8 protein-coding genes, 1 tRNA gene and 1 riboswitch are annotated in these 17,854 nt (G+C 67.5%); of the genes, 4 read left to right on the top strand and 5 right to left on the bottom strand.

The genetic code is table 11. The features are described 5' to 3' along the window. Positions 1-95: 95 nt before the first annotated feature. The 5 genes from J2S75_RS06330 to J2S75_RS06310 form a co-directional block, all read right to left on the bottom strand. Positions 96-1,013: a transglutaminase family protein gene (locus J2S75_RS06330; protein ID WP_307018964.1), complete on the bottom strand. Its 918-nt coding sequence runs from the start codon at positions 1,011-1,013 to the stop codon at positions 96-98. After that, the gene (locus J2S75_RS06325) at positions 1,010-3,523 is read right to left on the bottom strand and encodes a circularly permuted type 2 ATP-grasp protein (protein WP_307018963.1); all 2,514 of its coding nucleotides are present in this window, start codon (positions 3,521-3,523) and stop codon (positions 1,010-1,012) included. Before J2S75_RS06325 ends, J2S75_RS06330 begins: the two co-directional genes overlap by 4 nt. Before the next feature lie 143 nt (positions 3,524-3,666). Then, positions 3,667-6,978, bottom strand: a complete 3,312-nt coding sequence (locus J2S75_RS06320) for a transglutaminase family protein (RefSeq protein WP_307018962.1) — start codon at positions 6,976-6,978, stop codon at positions 3,667-3,669. Positions 6,979-7,249: 271 nt separating this feature from the next. Next, positions 7,250-10,447 carry an efflux RND transporter permease subunit gene (locus tag J2S75_RS06315; protein ID WP_307018961.1) on the bottom strand — a complete coding sequence of 1,066 codons (3,198 nt, stop codon included), beginning with the start codon at positions 10,445-10,447 and terminating at the stop codon, positions 7,250-7,252. Positions 10,448-10,556: 109 nt separating this feature from the next. Next, positions 10,557-11,726, bottom strand: coding sequence for an efflux RND transporter periplasmic adaptor subunit (locus tag J2S75_RS06310; RefSeq protein ID WP_307019160.1), 1,170 nt, complete (start codon positions 11,724-11,726; stop codon positions 10,557-10,559). Between the two features lie 545 nt (positions 11,727-12,271). Here J2S75_RS06310 and J2S75_RS06305 point away from each other — a divergent pair. From J2S75_RS06305 to J2S75_RS06290, 4 genes are all read left to right on the top strand, one after another. After that, a complete protein-coding gene (locus tag J2S75_RS06305) occupies positions 12,272-12,661 on the top strand; it encodes a hypothetical protein (protein ID WP_307018960.1) in 390 nt (129 codons plus the stop codon). Positions 12,662-12,921: 260 nt separating this feature from the next. Continuing rightward, a tRNA-Ser gene (locus J2S75_RS06300) sits at positions 12,922-13,011 on the top strand. 478 nt (positions 13,012-13,489) lie between these two features. Beyond that, a riboswitch (cobalamin riboswitch) is annotated at positions 13,490-13,691 on the top strand. A gap of 111 nt (positions 13,692-13,802) precedes the next feature. After that, positions 13,803-16,676, top strand: coding sequence for a ribonucleoside-diphosphate reductase subunit alpha (locus tag J2S75_RS06295; RefSeq protein ID WP_307018959.1), 2,874 nt, complete (start codon positions 13,803-13,805; stop codon positions 16,674-16,676). A 23-nt stretch (positions 16,677-16,699) separates the two neighbouring features. Beyond that, complete coding sequence (locus tag J2S75_RS06290) at positions 16,700-17,815, top strand: ribonucleotide-diphosphate reductase subunit beta (RefSeq protein WP_307018958.1); 1,116 nt, start codon at positions 16,700-16,702, stop codon at positions 17,813-17,815. Positions 17,816-17,854 lie beyond the last annotated feature (39 nt).

Here is a 17,854-nt window from a genome sequence, read left to right as displayed (position 1 = left end):
GTCCGTGGCGACCCGCCGGAATTACCCGATCGGCCGGAGCGCGACAACCATTCTTACCTCCGCACATATCTCCGCATGACCGCGCCAGCACCGCGTCAGGCCGGCGGCACGGCCGGGCCCTTGCGCGGCGGCTCCTCCGGCATCGGGATCACATCCACCTCGACCTTGAGCTTTTGCCGGCCGGAGCCAAACACCACGCCGCCAATGGGGGCGACATCGGTGTAGTCGCGCCCTACCGCCAGCACGACGTGATCGGTGGCGACGGTGAGCGCGTTGGTCGGGTCCAGCCCCTGCCAGCCGATTTCGTCGCCGCACCACACCGCCACCCAGGCATGAGTGGCGTCGGCGCCCTGGAGGCGCTCCTTGCCGGGCGGCGGCTCGGTGCGCAGGAAACCGGAGACATAGGCCGCCGGCAGGCCGAGGCCGCGCAGGCCGGCGATCATGATATGGGCGAAGTCCTGGCACACCCCGGCGCGCATTTCGAACGCTTCCAGCGGCGGGGTCGAGACATCGGTGGCGCGCGGGTCATAGGTGAACTCCGCATGGATGCGGTTCATCACCTCGATGCAGGCGGCGAGCATCGGCCGGCCCGGCGGGAAGCTCGTGGCCACCCATTCGGTGATCGCCGGGCTCAGCGGCACGGCGGGGCTGGGAAACAGGAAATGCGCCGGCGACCGGCCGGAGAGATCGAGGCTCGCATTCGCCGCCGCGCGCGTTTCCTCCCAGGAGGGGCCGGAATCGGCCGCGATGTCGGGCGGCGCGTCCACCTCCACCCGCGCCCGCGTCTTGACGACGAAGCTGCGATGCGGGGTCTCGATGCGGATATGCACCACCTTGTTGCCGAAGAAATCGCGGGTCTCGGTCCATTCCACCGGCTCGGGCTCGACGGCGAAATGGCTGGCGACGACGCGCTGGTTCGGCCGCTCCACCGGCACCATCCGCACCACATGGCGCGCCACCGGCACGGAAGAGGCGTAGGAATAGGTGGTCGCCTGGTGGATGTCGTATTTCATGCCTGGAGGTCCCATGGCGTTTCCACCGGCTGGCGGTGGATGAAATAGCGCTCCGCCACGTCGTTCGAGAGTTCCATCAGCTGGGCCTCGACCTTGGCGAGGCGCGCATCGTCGAACTCGACCGCGTCGAACGCCTTCATGCTCGCGGACAGCCGGGCGACAAGGCGCTCCTCCGGCGGGGGCAGCGCGTCGCCGGCATGGCCGGGCAGCACGTCGAGATGGTCGCTGATGGCAGCGATCTGGAAGGCGAGCGAGCGCGGATTCACCGGGTCCAGCAGCACGAGGTCGAGCACGGGCGCGCGGCTTTCCACCATCACATAGCGCGAGCGATAGGTGATCTGGCTGTCGCACAGCTCCAGCAGCACGTCGAGCGTGCTGGCGCTCGGCCTCTCGCCCACCAGCGCCCGGGCGAAGCGGCACACGGCGATGCCGCGTTCGATGCGGCGGCCGAGATCGAGGAAGCGCCATCCGGCGAGCCGGTTCATGTTCTCCGAGGCGAGGCCGGAAAAGGCGGCGAGCGCCCGCAGGGCCCGGTCGGCGCGCTCATAGGCGTCCGGCTCGGCGCCACCCGGCGGCACCGGCTCGTCCAGCGTCAGGCCGAGATCGGCCAGGGTACGCCAGGCATCGGGGGAGAGCCGGTCGCGGATCACCGAGGCGGTGTGGCGGGCGCTGTCGATGAGGTTTGGAAGGGCGCCCGGCCGCTCGCGCCCGGCCAGCGCCGCCAGCACGTGACGGATCGGGCGCGCGCGCGTCAATTCGTCCGGCACCGCCCCCCAGGATTGCAGCAGGTCGAGCAGCGCCGGCACCGAGCCGCCGCCGCCATCGGCGGTGGAGGAGAGCCGCCCGGCGAGCGTGCGCAGCAGGCGCAGCGTGCATTCGGCGCGCTCGACATAGCGCCCGAGCCAGAAGAAATTATCCGCCGCGCGGCTCGGCAGCGGTCCGGTCTGGCGCTTCACCTCCACCGTGTCGGGCGCCGGCAGCAGCGTGGTCTGTTCCACCGGCGCGGCGTCCAGCACCCACACATCGGCCGAACGGCCCCCGCCCTGCATCGACACGGCGCGGGAATCGAGCGTGTCGGAGACACGGCAGAAGCCGCCGGGCATCACGGTCCAGCCGGCCTCGGTGGCGGCGACGAAGATGCGCAGGATGAAGGGGCGCGGCTCCAGCCGCCCGTTGCTCCACACCGGCATGGTGGAGAGGCGCACCGCCTCCTGCCCGACGATATCCACGCCGCGGGTGCGGATGGCGCGCTCCACCGCCGCGCGCTGGACGGGATCGAGATCGGCGCCGATCACCGGCCCGTTCTCCAGCGCCCCCGGCACCGGCCGGCGGAAGGCGGGCGAGATGACGAGATCGTCGAGGCTGTCGAGCACGCGCTCGCGCTCGGCCGGCTGGCCGCACCACCAGGTCGCGATATTGGGCAGGATCGGCGCCTCGCCCAGCACTTGCTGGCCGAGACGCGGCAGGAAGCCCATCATCGCTGGCGCCTCGACCACGCCGGCGCCGAGCGCATTCGCCACCGCGACGCCGCCGGCGCGGATGGCCTGCATCAGCCCGGGCACGCCGAGATGCGAGGAAGGGTTGAGTTCCAGCGGGTCGGCGTAGTCGGCGTCGAGGCGGCGCAGCAGCACGTCGACCCGCTTCAAGCCGGCCACGGTGCGGACATAGACGACATTGTCGCGCACGGTGAGATCGTCGCCTTCCAGCAGCACGAAGCCGAGATAGCGGGCGAGATAGGCATGCTCGAAATAGGTCTCGTTCAGCGGACCGGGGGTGAGCAGCCCCACCCGCCCCTCGCCGGAACGGTCGAGCTTGGTCAGCCCGGCCCGCAGCCCCTGGAAATAGCCGGCCAGCCGCATGACGTTGAGCGAGCGGGCGAGGTCCGGCAGGGCGCGGGCGATGGCGATGCGGTTCTCCAGCGCGTAGCCGGCACCGGAAGGCGACTGGGTACGGTCGGAGAGCACCCACCAATTGCCGTCCGGCCCGCGGCCGAGATCGGCGGCGTAAATCTTGAGGAAGCTGCCGCCATGTGGATCCACCCCAACCATGGGGCGCAGGAAATCGGGATTGCCCGCCACCGCCGCCGCCGGCAGCGCACCCCCGCGCACAAGCTGGCCCTCGCCATAGAGGTCGGAGAGCAGCCCTTCCAGCATCTGCGCGCGCTGGATCAGCCCGCGCTCCAGCGCGCGCCATTCCGCCGCGTCGATAACGAGCGGCAGATGCGAGATCGGCCAGGGCCGCTCGCCGCCATTGGGGTCGTCATAGACGCGGTAGAACACGCCGGAGCGGTAGAGATGCCGGTCGGCGGCGCGGAAGCGGCGGTTGACCTCCTCCACGCCCATTTCGGCCAGCGCCGCCAGAAGCGAGGTCCAGTGCGCGCGCGGGCGCCCGTCGCCGTCCACGAGTTCATCGTGGACGCCCGGCAGCGGCTTGTACTGCGCCAGCAGCGCCGCGACGGCCGCTTCCTCGAAGCGGCGCGTGCGCGCCTGCGGCTCCGTGCGACTGGGCATGGCTCCCTCTCAGCCCGGCAAAGGATGGGCATACCATCCCCGCGCCGCCGCCGCACGCCCCGTCCCCGTCAAACCGCCCGCCCCGGCCCTGACGGAGCGGCACTGTGGCAGGAAGGAAGCAGACCGGACCGCCATTGCCCGCGTCAGATCCGCGCCGGGCGGCGCAGGTCGAGCGTCGCCGGGAATTCGGTGGAAGGCTCCTCCGCCGGGATGAAGAGATAGCCCGGCGTGTGGCCATGATCCTGGAAGCGCGCCAGCCGGCGGGCCTGCGCCTCATAGGAATTGACCGGGAAGGTGTCGTAGTTGCGCCCGCCGGGATGGGCGACATGGTAGACGCAGCCGCCCAGAGAGCGGTTCGACCACAGATCGACGATGTCGAAGGTGAGGGGCGCCTGCACGGGAATGGTCGGGTGCAGGCCGGAGGCCGGCTGCCACGCCTTGAAGCGCACACCCGCGACATATTCGCCGAAGCGGCCCGTCGGCATCAGCGGCAGGCGCCGGCCATTGCAGGCGACGACATGGCGGGCCGGATTGAGCCCTTCCACCCGCACCTGCAGCCGCTCCACCGAGGAATCGACGAAACGCACCGTGCCGCCGACCGCGCCTTCCTCACCCATCACATGCCACGGCTCCAGCGCCTGCCGCAGTTCCAGCGTCACCCCGCCATGTTCCACCTGTCCGAAATAGGGAAAGCGGAATTCGCGCTGCGCCTCGAACCAGAGCGGATCGACCCGGTAACCGGCGCGGGCAAGGTCGGCCAGCACGTCCTGGAAATCGGCCCAGACGAAATGCGGCAGCATGAAGCGGTCGGCCAGCGCCGTGCCCCAGCGCACCAGCGGGCCTTCCTGCGGCGTGCGCCAGAACCAGGCGATGAGCGCGCGCAGCAGCAATTGCTGGGCGAGCGACATGCGCCAGTCCGGCGGCATTTCGAACGAGCGGAACTCGACAAGGCCGAGGCGCCCGGTCGGCCCGTCGGGCGAGAACAATTTGTCGATGCAGATCTCAGAGCGGTGGGTGTTGCCGGTGACATCGGTGAGCAGGTTGCGGAACAGCCGGTCCACCAGCCAGGGCGGCGGCACGAGGCCCCTGCCCGGCGCCGGCACCTGCGCCATGGCGATTTCCAGCTCATAGAGGCTGTCATGGCGCGCCTCGTCGACGCGCGGGGCCTGGCTGGTCGGGCCGATGAACAGGCCGGAGAACAGATAGGACAGCGCGGGATGGCGCTGCCAATAGGTGACGAGGCTTTTCAGCAGGTCCGGCCGGCGCAGGAACGGGCTGTCCGCCGGCGTGGCGCCGCCCACCACCACATGATTGCCGCCGCCCGTGCCGGTGTGGCGCCCGTCGACCATGAACTTCTCGGTGCCGAGGCGGGTGAGACGCGCCTCCTCATAGAGATCGCGGGTGATCTCGACGCAGGTCTGCCAATTGGCGGCGGGATGGACGTTGACCTCGATGACGCCGGGATCGGGCGCCACGCGGATGACGTTGAGCCGCGGATCGACCGGCGGGGTGTAGCCTTCGACATGCACGGGCAGGCCGAGTTCCTCCGCCGTCACCTCGATGGCGGCGAGCAGTTCGAGATAGTCCTCCAGCCGCTCGGTCGGCGGCATGAACACGCAGAGCCGTCCGTCGCGCGGTTCGATGGAAAGGGCGGTGCGCACCGCGCCGGTGCCGGTGAGCACCTGGTCGACCTGGTCCTGCGACGGCTCCTCGCGCGCCGAGCGGCGGTAGAGCTGGTGCAAGGTTTCCGCATCCGGCAGGTCGCCGGAGATCGTCATCGGGTCGGCGGGATTCACATAGGGGTAGGCGGCCGGCGGCACCCAGGGCAGGCTCGCCAGCGGCAGGCGGAAGCCGACCGGGGAATCGCCGGGCACCAGCAGAAGCCGCCCGCGGCGGAAGCGCCATTTCTCGCTGACCCAGCCGCGCACGCCGCGTGCCTGCCAGCGCTGGATCGGCAGCACATAGCCGCTGGGCGTCCCCAGCCCGCGATCGAACACGCGGGCGAAGCGCGCCCGCGCCTCGGCATCCTCCAGCTTGGTGTCGAACGGGTCGGCATTCTCCGGGAGCTCGCCCTCCTTCACCATCCAGTGGGCGGCGTCCTCATAGGCCGGCTCGGCATAGGCGGCGCCGACGCCGAGGCTGTCGGCCAGCGTGGCGATGAAGCGCTGCGCCTCGTCGATCGTGGCGCCCTTCTGCGTCTCGGCGGCAACCAGTGCCGGGTCGCGCCAGATCGGCTTGCCGTCCTTGCGCCAGTAGAGCGAGAAGGTCCAGCGCGGCAGGCTCTCGCCGGGATACCACTTGCCCTGGCCGTAATGCAGCATGCCGCCGGGGGCGAAGCGCGTGCGCAGGCGGCGGATCAGCTCGTCCGCCCGGGCGCGCTTGGTCGGCCCGACGGCGGAGGTGTTCCACTCCGCGCCCTGATAATCGTCGATGGAGATGAAGGTCGGCTCGCCGCCCATGGTCAGGCGCACATCCTGCGCCGCCAGATCCGCGTCGACCCGGTCGCCCAAAGCGTCGAGCGCGGCCCAGGCCTCGTCGGAGAAGGGCAGCGTCACGCGCGGCTTCTCGGCGACGCGGGTGACGCGCATGTCGAACTCGAACTCGGTCTTGGTGCCTTCCTCGGCGGAGAAGCCGCCGGTGATCGGCGCGGCCGAGGACGGGCTCGGCGTGGCGCAAAGCGGCAGATGGCTCTCGCCGCACAGCAGGCCGGAGGTGGGGTCGAGGCCGATCCAGCCGGCGCCGGGAAGATAGACCTCGCACCAGGCGTGCAGGTCGGTGAAATCGACCTCGGTGCCGGTCGGCCCGTCCAGTGCCTTCACGTCAGGCTTGAGCTGGATGAGATAGCCGGAGACGAAGCGCGCGGCGAGGCCGAGCCGACGCAGCACCTGTACCAGCAGCCAGCCGGAATCGCGGCAGGAGCCGGAAGCGAGCGCCAGGGTCTCGTCCGGCGTCTGCACGCCCGGTTCCATGCGGATGAGATAGCCGACGCGGCCCTGAACCTTCTGATTGAGGGCGACGAGATAGTCGACGGTCATGGTCCCGTCGGCCGGACGGACCTCCTCGACAAAGGCGTCGAGAAGCGCCCCGCCCTCCTCGCGCTCAAGATACGGAATCAGCTCCTTGGCCAGCGCCGTCGGATAGGCGAAGGGCAGCGTCTCCGCATATTCCTCGATGAAGAAGTCGAACGGGTTGTAGACCGTCATGTCGGCGATGAGGTCGACTTCGACCCGGAACTCCGTGACCTTCTCCGGGAAGACGAAGCGGGCCATCCAGTTGCCGAACGGGTCCTGCTGCCAGTTCACGAAATGGTTCGAGGGCGTGACCTTGAGCGCGTAGCTCTTCACCGGGGTCCGGCAATGCGGCGCCGGGCGCAGCCGGATGATCTGCGGGCCGAGGGAGACCGGGCGGTCATAGCGGTAGGCCGTGACGTGATGCAGGCTGGCGAAGATTGTCATAGGCACCCACTGACCAACAGGGAACACGGCGCCCACGCCCGGGACGGCGGGGCGCGGTGCATTGGCCACGATCAACGCAGGAATCGTGCCGCAGGGCAATGGCTGGCAAGATGGGTCGGCAAGATGGACGCGAAGATGGGCCGCACCGATCGAGCGCAACGACCTTCACAACGCCGGGCGCCGGAACGGGCACGCCGGCCGCCGGGCGGGAGAGCCGGGCGCCCACCGAAGCGTCACCCGGCTGCCGATAGTTGAGGCGACGGCGCCGTCCTCACGCCGCCGATTGCGGAGCCCCTTCGCCGCCAGCGGGCGGCACGGTGCCGGCCGGCGCGGCTCCTGCGGGCGTCTTGCCGCGCGCGCGCCATTCCTCGAAGCGCTGCAGCACCGTGTAGAAGGACGGCACGAACAGCACGGCGAGGCAGGTGGAGGCGAGCATGCCGGAGAACACCGCGATGCCGATCGACTTGCGCGAGGCGGCGCCGGCGCCCGTGGCCAGCACCAGCGGCAGCACGCCGAGGATGAAGGCGAAGGAGGTCATCAGGATCGGCCGGAATCTCAGCCGCGCCGCCTCCGTCGCCGCCTCGATGATCTCCATCCCCTCCGCCCGTTTCTCGCGCGCGAACTCCACGATCAGGATCGCGTTCTTCGCCGATAGGGCGATCAGCAGGATGAGGCCGATCTGGGTGTAGAGATTATTGGCGAAGCCCAGCCCGGTGAGCGCGGCGACCGTGCCGAGCAGCGCCAGCGGCACGGCAAGCAGCACCGCGAAGGGCAGCACCCAGCTTTCATACTGGCCGGCGAGCACGAAATAGACCAGCAGGATGGCGAGGCCGAAGACGAAATAGACCTCATTGCCGACCACCACTTCCTGGTACGACATGGCCGTCCAGTCGAAGCCCATGCCCGGCGGCAGGGTCGAATCCGCGATCTGATCCATGATCTGCAACGCCTGGCCGGAGGAGAAGCCGGGCGCCGGCCCACCCTGGATGGTGGTGGCGGGATAGAGATTATACAGGGTGATCAGCGGCGGGCCGAAAGCCGGCTCCACTTCGGCCAGCGTGCCGAGCGGCACCATCACCCCTTCGGGCGTGCGGATCTTCAGGTTGAGGATTTCCTCCGGCGTGCGGCGGAAATCGGCCTCGGCCTGGATATAGGCTTGGAAGGTCTGGCCGAACTCGTTGAACTGGGTGACGTAGCTCGACCCGACATAGCCCTGCACGGTCGAGAACACCTGGCCGACCGTCACGCCCAGCGTCTCCGCCTTGATGCGGTTGATCTTGAGCAGCAGCTGGGGAACGTTGGCGCGGAACGAGGTGGAGAGGCGCTGCAGCGCCGACTGGGTGGAGGCGTTGGCGAGAATCTGCTGCGTCACCGCCTGCAATTCGGCGAAGTCGAAGCTTCCGTCCTTCTGCTGCACCATCATGGTGAAGCCGGAGGCGTTGCCGACGCCCTGGATCGCCGGCGGCACCAGCACGAAGGTGAAGGCCTGGTCGACCTGCTGCAATTCCTTGTTCAGCGTGTCGTAGATGAAGCGCAGCCCGTGGCCGGCCTTGTCGCGCTCGTCCCAGGGGTCGAGCATGACATAGGCGACGCCGCCATTAGGCAGGGTGGCGTTGTTGTCGAGCACCGAGACGCCGGAAATGGCGATGACATCCTTCACGCCGGGCGTGGCGCTGGCGATCTTGGAAATCTGGTCCATCACCTCATTGGTGCGCTCCAGCGAAGCCGCGTCCGGCAGCTGGGCGCCGATCAGCACATAGCCCTGGTCCTCGGTCGGCAGGAAGCCGGTGGGCACGCGGGTGATGCCCCAGATGGCGAGGCCGATCAGAACCAACCCGACGGTGACGACCACCGCGCTCGCCTTGACCATGTGGTGGATCAGGCCGGCATACCAGTGCTCGGCGCGGTTATAGACGGCGTTGAAGCCGCGGTAGAAGAAGTTGCGCTGGTCCTCCGGCACCGGCTTGCGCAGCCACAGCGCGCACTGGGTCGGCTTCAGCGTCATCGCGTTGATCGCCGAGATGAAGGCGGTGGCAGCGATGACGAGGGCGAACTGCTTGTACATCTGGCCGGTGAGGCCGGGCATGAACGCCGCCGGCAGGAACACCGCCATCAGCACCAGCGTGATGCCGATGATCGGGCCGAGCAGTTCGTCCATCGCCTTTTCCGCCGCCTCGCGGCCCGGCAGGCCGCGCTCGATATGGCGCGCCACGCCTTCGACGATGACGATGGCGTCGTCGACGACGATGCCGATGGCGAGCACGATGGCGAACAGGGTGGAGAGGTTCACCGTGAAGCCCATCGCCGCCATGGCGGCGAAGGTGCCGATGATGGTCACCGGCACGGTGGTGGCGGGCACCAGCGTCGCCCGCCAGTCCTGCAGGAAGACGAGGATGACGATCAGCACGAGGATGCCGGCTTCGAACAGGGTCTTGTAGACCTCCGTCACCGAGGCGTTGACGAAGACGGTGGTGTCGAAGGGCACGGCATAGGCGAGGCCGGGCGGGAAGTTCTTGGCGAGCTGGTCCATCTTCGCGCGGACCTCGGTCGCCACCTGCAGCGAGTTGGCCTCGGGAAGCTGGTAGATGCCGAGCGCCGCCGACGGCTTGTTGTTGAAGGTGAAGACCTGGCTGTAGGTCTGCGCGCCGATTTCCACCCGCGCCACATCGCGCAGGCGGGTGATGCGCCCGCCATCGGCGTTCGACACCTTGACGATAATGTTCTCATAGTCGGCGACATCGTTCAGCCGGCCGTCCATCAGCAGCGAGAACTGGAAGTTCTGCCCCTTCGGCACCGGCGGCATGCCGACCACGCCCGACGCCACTTCCTGGCTCTGCTGCTGGATGGCGTCGATGACGTCCTGTGGGGTGAGCTGGCGGGCCTGCAATTCATCCGGGTTCAGCCAGACGCGCATGGCATAGTCGCCGGCGCCAAACACCGCGACATTGCCGACACCGTCGAGGCGGGCAATCTCGTTCTCCAGGTTGATGACGCCGTAATTGGCCAGGAACAGGCTGTCATAGCGGCCATCAGGCGAATAGAGCGTGACGAATTGCAGGATCGCCGTCGACTTGATCTGCGTGGTCACACCCTGCACCTGCACCGCCTGCGGCAGCGAGGCGAGCGCGATGGCGACGCGGTTCTGCACCAGCACCTGCGCCATGTTGGGATCGGTGCCGATGGCGAAGGTCACGGTCAGCGTGTAGGTGCCGTCGCTGGCGCTGGTGGACTGCATGTACAGCATGTCCTCGACGCCGTTCACCTGCTGCTCGATCGGTAGCGCGACGGTGTCGACCAGCGTGCGCGCGCTGGCGCCGGGATAGAGCGTCGTCACCTGGATGGTCGGCGGCACGACGTTGGGATATTGCGCCACGGGCAGCGAATAGAGCGCCACGGCGCCGATCAGCACGAAGACCAGCGCGAGAACGTTGGCAAGGACCGGCCGTTCGATGAAGAAGCGGGAGATCATGTGACGGGCCTTCGGTTCAAGCGGGCCGGAGCGGAAGTCGCGGGGCCGGTGGCAGTCGTTCGGCGTCTCGGAGGGGTCCGGCCGCTGGCGGGCGGCCGGCGCCGGTCGGTCAGTTCGCCGGCTTGGCCGGCGCGTCGGTCTTCGTCTCAGGGTTCGCCGCGGCTGGCGCAGGCGCGGCGTCGCTTGCCGCCTTCGCCTCCACCGGCGCCACCTTGGTGCCCGGCGTCGCGCGCTGGATGCCGCCCACCACCACCCGGTCGTCGGCGGTGAGGCCGGATTCGATCACCCGGTTGGCGCCGATCTGCTGGCCGACGGTGACGATCTTCTGCTCGACCACATTGTCCTTGTTGACGACCAGCACATACTTGCCCTGCTGGGCGGTGCCGATCGCCGTATCGGCGACGAGGAAGGCGTTGGGAATCTGCTTGGCGGGAATGCGCACGCGCACGAACAGGCCGGGCAGCAGCGCCAGTTTCGGGTTGTCGAACACGCCGCGCACCAGCAGCGTGCCGGTGGCGGGATCGACCTCGGGCGACACATAGTCGAGCCGGCCCTTGTGCGGGTAGTCGTCGCCCTCGTTCTGCAGGCCGAGATCGATCTCGATCTGCTTCACCTCCTCGATGGTCCGCCCCTGCGCCGCCAGCGCCTGCTTGATGCGCAGCACCTCGTTCTCGCCAATGTTGAAATAGGCGTAGATCGGGTCCATCTCGACGATGGTGGCGAGCGTGGTCGGCTGGCTGTGGCCCACGAGCTGGCCGACATCGGCGAGATGCCGGGTGACGATGCCGTCGAAGGGCGCGGTCACCGTGGTGTAGCCGAGATTGATGGTGGCGATCTCGACATTGGCCTTGGCCGCATCCACCGAGGCGATAGCCTCGTCCCGCGCCGCGCGCGCCTTGTCGACGGTGGCCTGCGAGGAGAAGTCCTGCTGGCCGAGCGTGGCCTGCCGCTGATATTCGGCCTCATTATTGGTCAGCTGGGCCTGGGCCGAGGCCAGCTGCGCCTTCGCCTGGTCGAGATCGGCCTGGTAGGTGTCCTGCTGGATGAGGAAGAGCCGGTCGCCCTTCTTCATCACCGCGCCGTCCTTGTAGTCGATCGACATCAGGAAGCCTTCGACACGGGCGACGAGATCAACCGAGTTGATGGAAGCGGTGTTTCCGGTGAACTGGAGATACTGCGTCACCGCCTGCTGCACGGGCGCGGCGACCGTCACCTGCGGCGGCGGGGGAGCGACATATTTGTTCTCTTCCGAGCACGCCGCCAGCATCACGGCCACCATGCCGACGCCGAGCCAGCCGGCTCCCGCACGCCGTCGACCGGTCTTACTCACGCTCGGACCCATCCCACTCTCCCGTGGCGCCATTTCCGCCACCGGACTATACCGCCGACGGCCCCCTTGTCTAGTTGCACCGATCTTAACGTATTCAATAAAAAGAAACGTTACAGAAATAGAGACGCGCGAAATAGACCTATGTTTTCTTGCCATTTCATGACGGATCACGCCGGCCGAATCCGCGGGAAACCGCCTATTCGTCGCGTGAGCGCACGGGCAATAGTTCGGCTCACCCGCTAGCCGCACGGCATCTGAGCACCATGGGCGTGAAGACCGTGTGAACGGTCAAATCGTGTCACGACAGATCTTTCCGCGCGCGCATCCTCGTACCCCTCACCCACCCGCCCGCGCGGGTTCTGCCGCCGCCCGCGAGCCGTTCGCCTCATCCGGCCCGGCTCGACTTTTACCGCGCATCGACTAGGCTGCGCCGGCGCGGCGTGGCTCTGTCCCCGCCGCCGGTCCGAACGCCGCAGCCGACCGCGAGGCCCTTCATGTCGCTCCGTCTTTCATCCCGCCGCGCCCGTCGCCTCGCCCCGTCGCTGGCCGCGCTCCTGGTGGCCGCGCTGTCCCTGCCGACGGTCGTCCGGGCGCAGAGCGGCGATGCCCGCTTCGCCGGGCTCGCGCTCTCGCAGGGCGACATCTTCACCAATGACGTGGGAACGGTGATCGGCGTCTCCGTCACCAACAGCACCGCCGCGACGGTGGGTTCGGTCGGCGTCAGCTGCAGCTTCACCGTCAAGGGCAAGGCAGCGGGTTCGGCCAGCACCACCATCTACAACATCGTCGCCGGCGCGACCGGGCAGGACCAGGTGCATCTGATGGGCCCCAGGGCCGATGCCGCCAGCTGCGCCATGACCTCCATCGGCAAGCCGCTCGATTAAGCCGCTCGACTGAACCGCTCGACTGAGGGGCGCGCGGGCGGGAAGCGGCCGCGCCTTCGCCTGATCCGCCCTTGTGCGGCGATCGCGCGCCCCTGTTGGCGTGGTGAAATCAGCGCTTTTCAACAGCCGGTGACGATTGCGTGTCGATCCCGTCGCGCGGCGCTTGCCACGGAAGCGGGCTTCGCTATATTCCGCGCCTCTTCGCTGGTTCGCGGGCACGCCCGCACCCTGCGCAGACACCCGGCCTAAGGGCCGGCGACGGAGGGGTGGCCGAGTGGTTGAAGGCGCACGCCTGGAAAGTGTGTATACGGGAAACCGTATCGCGGGTTCGAATCCCGCTCCCTCCGCCATTTCAGTCCCAAACTGGGCACGCCGAGCGTAGCCGATCTCCCTCCTGAGATGGCAGCCAGCGTTCGAAGCAGGTCTCCCTTCGATCCGGTGATGCGGACTTCCTTCGCTCCCACGTCCACGCGCTACACCAAGGCGCGCAAATGATCGCGTCGATATCGGCCGCCTTCTGTGCATATGCGCTTGCGGGCGATGTCGGCGAAACGCGCGACCATGGCGCTGATCGGCCTCTGTCCCGCGCCTAATGAGTTCGGCAAGCTGTGCACCACCGCGACATCAGCGCTGGCTTCAGCGTACCCCCCTCGATCATCCGCTGGCGAGATTGAGGCGCTCCACCCTGCCGTTCGCTGGCCGATGCGTTATCCTGAACCGCCGTTCCGCATGAACTTTTCGGGGCTTGAATCTGTCGGCCTCGACCCATCCCGCCTAAATCGAAACACGGCACCTTAACCATATGTTGACCAAGTTCGGGCGTCGATGTCTATATGTTGACGCTTCGGTCCTCTGAGTCGGGTTGGCTCAGAGGCTAAGAGGGAAGCCGGTGCAAGACCGGCGCTGCCCCCGCAACTGTAAGCGGCGAGCCTGTCGTCCATTCAGCGTCACTGGAACGAGAGTTCCGGGAAGGCCGGACGAAAGGCGGTGACCCGCGAGCCAGGAGACCTGCCGTCGCAACATAATCGTCCCTGGGCGGGGTGTCCCGGTGGTGCGTTCGCGCGTCCGTCGGCTCCTCGTGCCGTCGTGCCCGCCGATGCGTCGCTCGGCCTTTGCCCCCAATGCTGATTGGGGTTTGCCGATGTCTCTCCTTCATCCTGTCGCGCCGGTCGCCGAACCGCCTCTTCCCCGCTCGGCCGGGGCGGACCCGGCCAGCACGCCGGGCTATCAGCTGATCCGCCGCAATGGCGCGGTGACGCCCTTCGATCCCGCGAAAATAGCGCTCGCCCTCACCAAGGCCTTTCTCGCCGTCGAGGGGTCGTCCGCTGCGGCCTCGCGTCGTGTGCACGCCATCGTCGCGGACCTCACCGCGCAGATCGTCGCCGGACTCACCCGTCGCGCCGATGCCGGCCGCACCTTCCACATCGAGGACGTACAGGACCAGGTGGAACTCGCCCTGATGCGCGGCGAACATCACAAGGTCGCCCGCGCCTATGTGCTGTACCGCGAGGAGCGCGCCCGTGAGCGGGCGGCTGCCAGAGTCGGCGCGACGGCGCCACCGGTTACGGGCGAATTGCGCCTGCGCCTGGCGAGCGGGGCGCTGGTGCCGCTCGACGAGGTACGGCTCGCCGCCGTCATCGGCGAAGCCACCGCCGGGCTCGCCGATGTCTCAAGCGATGCCATCCTCGCCGAGACGCGCCGCAATCTCTATGACGGCATCAGCGTGGACGAGCTGGGGCTCGCACCCATCCTCGCCGCGCGTACCCTGATCGAGCGCGAGCCGAACTACGCCAGGGTGTCGGCCCGGCTGCTGCTCGACAGGCTGCGCCGCGAGGCGCTGAGCTTCCTCGCCGGCCGTCCCGATCAGGCGACGCAGGCGGAGATGGCCGAGCGCTATGGCGACTATTTCCGTGCCTATCTCGCCCGCGGCATCGACGAAGAACGGATCGATCCCGAACTCGCGCGGTTCGATATCGAGCGGATCGCGGAAGCCCTGCTGCCCGAGCGCGACCTGCAATTCGACTATCTCGGCCTGCAAACGCTCTACGACCGCTATTTCCTGCACGCGCGCGGCACGCGCTTCGAGCTGCCGCAGGCCTTCTTCATGCGTGTCGCCATGGGGCTGGCGCTCCGCGAGGTCGACCGCGAGGCGCGGGCGATCGAGTTCTACCGGCTGCTGTCGTCCTTCGACTTCATGGCCTCGACGCCGACCCTGTTCAATTCCGGCACGCCGCGCGCGCAGCTTGCCTCCTGCTTCCTCACCACGGTCGCCGACGACCTCGACGGCATCTTCAAGGCGATCAAGGACAACGCGCTGCTCGCCAAATACTCCGGCGGCCTTGGCAATGACTGGACCCGCGTGCGGGGCTTGGGGGCCCATATCAGGGGCACCAATGGCGAGAGCCAGGGCGTGGTGCCGTTCCTGAAAGTCGCCAACGACACCGCCATCGCGGTCAATCAGGGCGGCAAGCGCAAGGGGGCGGTCTGCGCCTATCTCGAGACCTGGCACATCGACATCGAGGAATTCCTCGACCTGCGCAAGAACACCGGCGACGACCGCCGTCGCACCCATGACATGAACACGGCCAACTGGGTGCCGGACCTGTTCATGCAGCGCATCGAGCAAGACGGCCCGTGGACGCTGTTCTCCCCCGACGAGACGCCCGATCTACACGATCTGTACGGTCCGGCCTTCAAGACGGCGTATGAGGGCTATGAGGCAAAGGCTGCGCGCGGAGAGTTGAAGGTCTTCAAGCAACTGCGCGCCGTCGATCTGTGGCGGCGCATGCTGACCCTGCTGTTCGAGACCGGCCACCCCTGGGTCACCTTCAAGGATCCCTGCAACATCCGCTCGCCGCAGAGCCATGTCGGCGTGGTGCACTCCTCGAACCTGTGCACCGAGATCACGCTGAACACGAGCGCCGACGAGGTCGCCGTGTGCAATCTCGGTTCGGTGAATCTGCTCGCGCATGTCACGCCGGACGGCCTCGACCATCAGCGCCTCGCCCGCACCGTGAAGACGGCGCTTCGCATGCTCGACAACGTCATCGACATCAATTTCTACACCATCCCGGAAGCGCGTCGCTCGAACCTGCGCCACCGTCCGGTCGGTCTCGGCATCATGGGCTTTCAGGATGCGCTGCACGCGCTGCGTCTTCCTTATGGCTCGGATGCGGCCATCCGTTTTGCCGATGAGAGCATGGAGGCGATCAGCTTCCACACCATCTCCGCCTCGGTGGATCTCGCCGCCGAGCGGGGGCGCTATCCCTCCTTCGAGGGCTCGCTGTGGTCGAAGGGCATCCTGCCGATCGACAGCATCGAATTGCTGGCCGAGGGGCGCGGCGGGCTCGACCTCGACCGCTCGACGACACTCGATTGGGAGGGGCTTCGCGCGCGGGTGACGACGATCGGCATGCGCCACTCCAACACCATGGCGATCGCACCCACCGCGACCATTTCCAACATTTGCGGCGTGTCGCAGTCGATCGAACCGGCCTACCAGAACCTGTTCGTGAAATCGAACATGTCCGGCGACTTCACCGTGGTGAACGCGTTCCTTGTCCGCGACCTGAAAAGCCGCGGCCTCTGGGATGAGGTGATGGTCTCCGACCTCAAATATTACGATGGCAGCGTCGGCCAGATCGACCGCATCCCGGACGATCTCAAGGCGCTCTACGCCACCGCCTTCGAGATCGACGCTTCATGGCTGATCGAGGCGGCGGCGCGCCGGCAGAAATGGATCGATCAGGCTCAGTCATTGAACCTCTACGTCGCCAATCCTTCCGGCCGCAAGCTCGACGAAACCTATCGCCTCGCGTGGAAGCGCGGCTTGAAGACGACCTATTATCTGCGCTCGCGCTCGGCCACCCATGTCGAGAAATCGACGCTGAAGGGCACAGACGGCAAGCTCAACGCGGTCTCTGCCGTTGTTTCCGCCGCGCCGATCAGCGTGCCGGAGAGCGAGTTCGGCAAGGCCTGCGTCCTCGACGATCCCGACTGTGAAGCCTGCCAGTGAGCAGCGAAGAAGGAGACACGCACATGCTCGACTGGTCCGACACAAAGCCTGCCCCGCTTCACCCCGCCTTCGCGCCGCCCGCCAGCGACGCCACCGGTCTCGGCGCCATCGCGCGCGGCGCCGCCCGGGTCACGGTGGATGAGAAGCGGATGATCAATGCCCGCGCCGACGTGAACCAGCTCCTGCCGCTCAAGTACAAATGGGCATGGGAGAAGTACCTCTCCGGCTGCAACAATCACTGGATGCCGACCGAAGTCTCCATGCAGGCCGACATCGCGCTGTGGAAGTCGCGCGATGGCCTCACCGAGGACGAGCGGCGCATGCTGAAGCGCAATCTCGGCTTCTTCGCCGCCGCGGAATCGCTGGTGGCGAACAATATCGTGCTCGCCATCTACCGCCACCTCACCAACCCGGAATGCCGGCAATATCTGCTGCGTCAGGCTTTCGAAGAGGCGGTGCACACCCACACCTTCCAGTACATCGTGGAGAGTCTCGGTCTCGATGAGGGCGAGCTGTTCAACATGTACCGCGAGGTGCCCTCGATCACCGACAAGGCCGCCTGGGCGCTGAAGCATACGCAACGTCTCGATGACCCCGCGTTCCAGACCGGCACGCCCGAGGCCGACCAGCAGTTCCTGCGCGATCTCGTCGCCTTCTATGTCGTGTTCGAGGGCATGTGGTTCTACACCGGCTTCGCGCAGATCCTCTCGCTCGGCCGGCGCAACAAGATGGTCGGCATCGCCGAGCAGTACCAGTACATCCTGCGCGACGAGAGCATTCACCTCAATTTCGGCATCGACGTGATCAACCAGATCAGACACGAAAACCCGCACCTCTGGACGCCCGCCTTCCAGGACGAGGTGCGCTCCATGCTGAAGGACGCGGCGGAACTGGAAGCCGCCTATGGCCGGGACACCATGCCGCGCGGCTTTCTCGGGCTGAACGCCGGCCTGTGCGAGCAATACATGCACTTCATCGCCAACCGCCGCTGCGCCCAGCTCGGGCTCGCATCTGTCTTCGCCGAGGCGGACAACCCGTTCCCGTGGATGAGCGAGGCGATGGATCTCAAGAAGGAAAAGAACTTCTTCGAGACACGCGTCATTGAATACCAGAACGGCGGCGCGCTGACCTGGGATTGACGAGAGAAGGGCCGCCGCCCCGAGGCGGCGGCCCCAAGG

Source organism: Ancylobacter polymorphus, from assembly GCF_030813495.1.
GTDB lineage: Bacteria > Pseudomonadota > Alphaproteobacteria > Rhizobiales > Xanthobacteraceae > Ancylobacter > Ancylobacter polymorphus.
This window is presented reverse-complemented; position numbering and strand designations above follow the sequence as displayed.

Excerpts from the sequence above, each read along its gene's own strand:
- J2S75_RS06330 (WP_307018964.1), bottom strand. The coding sequence starts at position 1,013 with ATGAAATACGACATCCACCAGGCGACCACCTATTCCTACGCCTCTTCC.
- J2S75_RS06325 (WP_307018963.1), bottom strand. The coding sequence starts at position 3,523 with ATGCCCAGTCGCACGGAGCCGCAGGCGCGCACGCGCCGCTTCGAGGAA.
- J2S75_RS06320 (WP_307018962.1), bottom strand. The coding sequence starts at position 6,978 with ATGACAATCTTCGCCAGCCTGCATCACGTCACGGCCTACCGCTATGAC.
- J2S75_RS06315 (WP_307018961.1), bottom strand. The coding sequence starts at position 10,447 with ATGATCTCCCGCTTCTTCATCGAACGGCCGGTCCTTGCCAACGTTCTC.
- J2S75_RS06310 (WP_307019160.1), bottom strand. The coding sequence starts at position 11,726 with ATGGTGGCCGTGATGCTGGCGGCGTGCTCGGAAGAGAACAAATATGTC.
- J2S75_RS06305 (WP_307018960.1), top strand. The coding sequence starts at position 12,272 with ATGTCGCTCCGTCTTTCATCCCGCCGCGCCCGTCGCCTCGCCCCGTCG.
- J2S75_RS06295 (WP_307018959.1), top strand. The coding sequence starts at position 13,803 with ATGTCTCTCCTTCATCCTGTCGCGCCGGTCGCCGAACCGCCTCTTCCC.
- J2S75_RS06290 (WP_307018958.1), top strand. The coding sequence starts at position 16,700 with ATGCTCGACTGGTCCGACACAAAGCCTGCCCCGCTTCACCCCGCCTTC.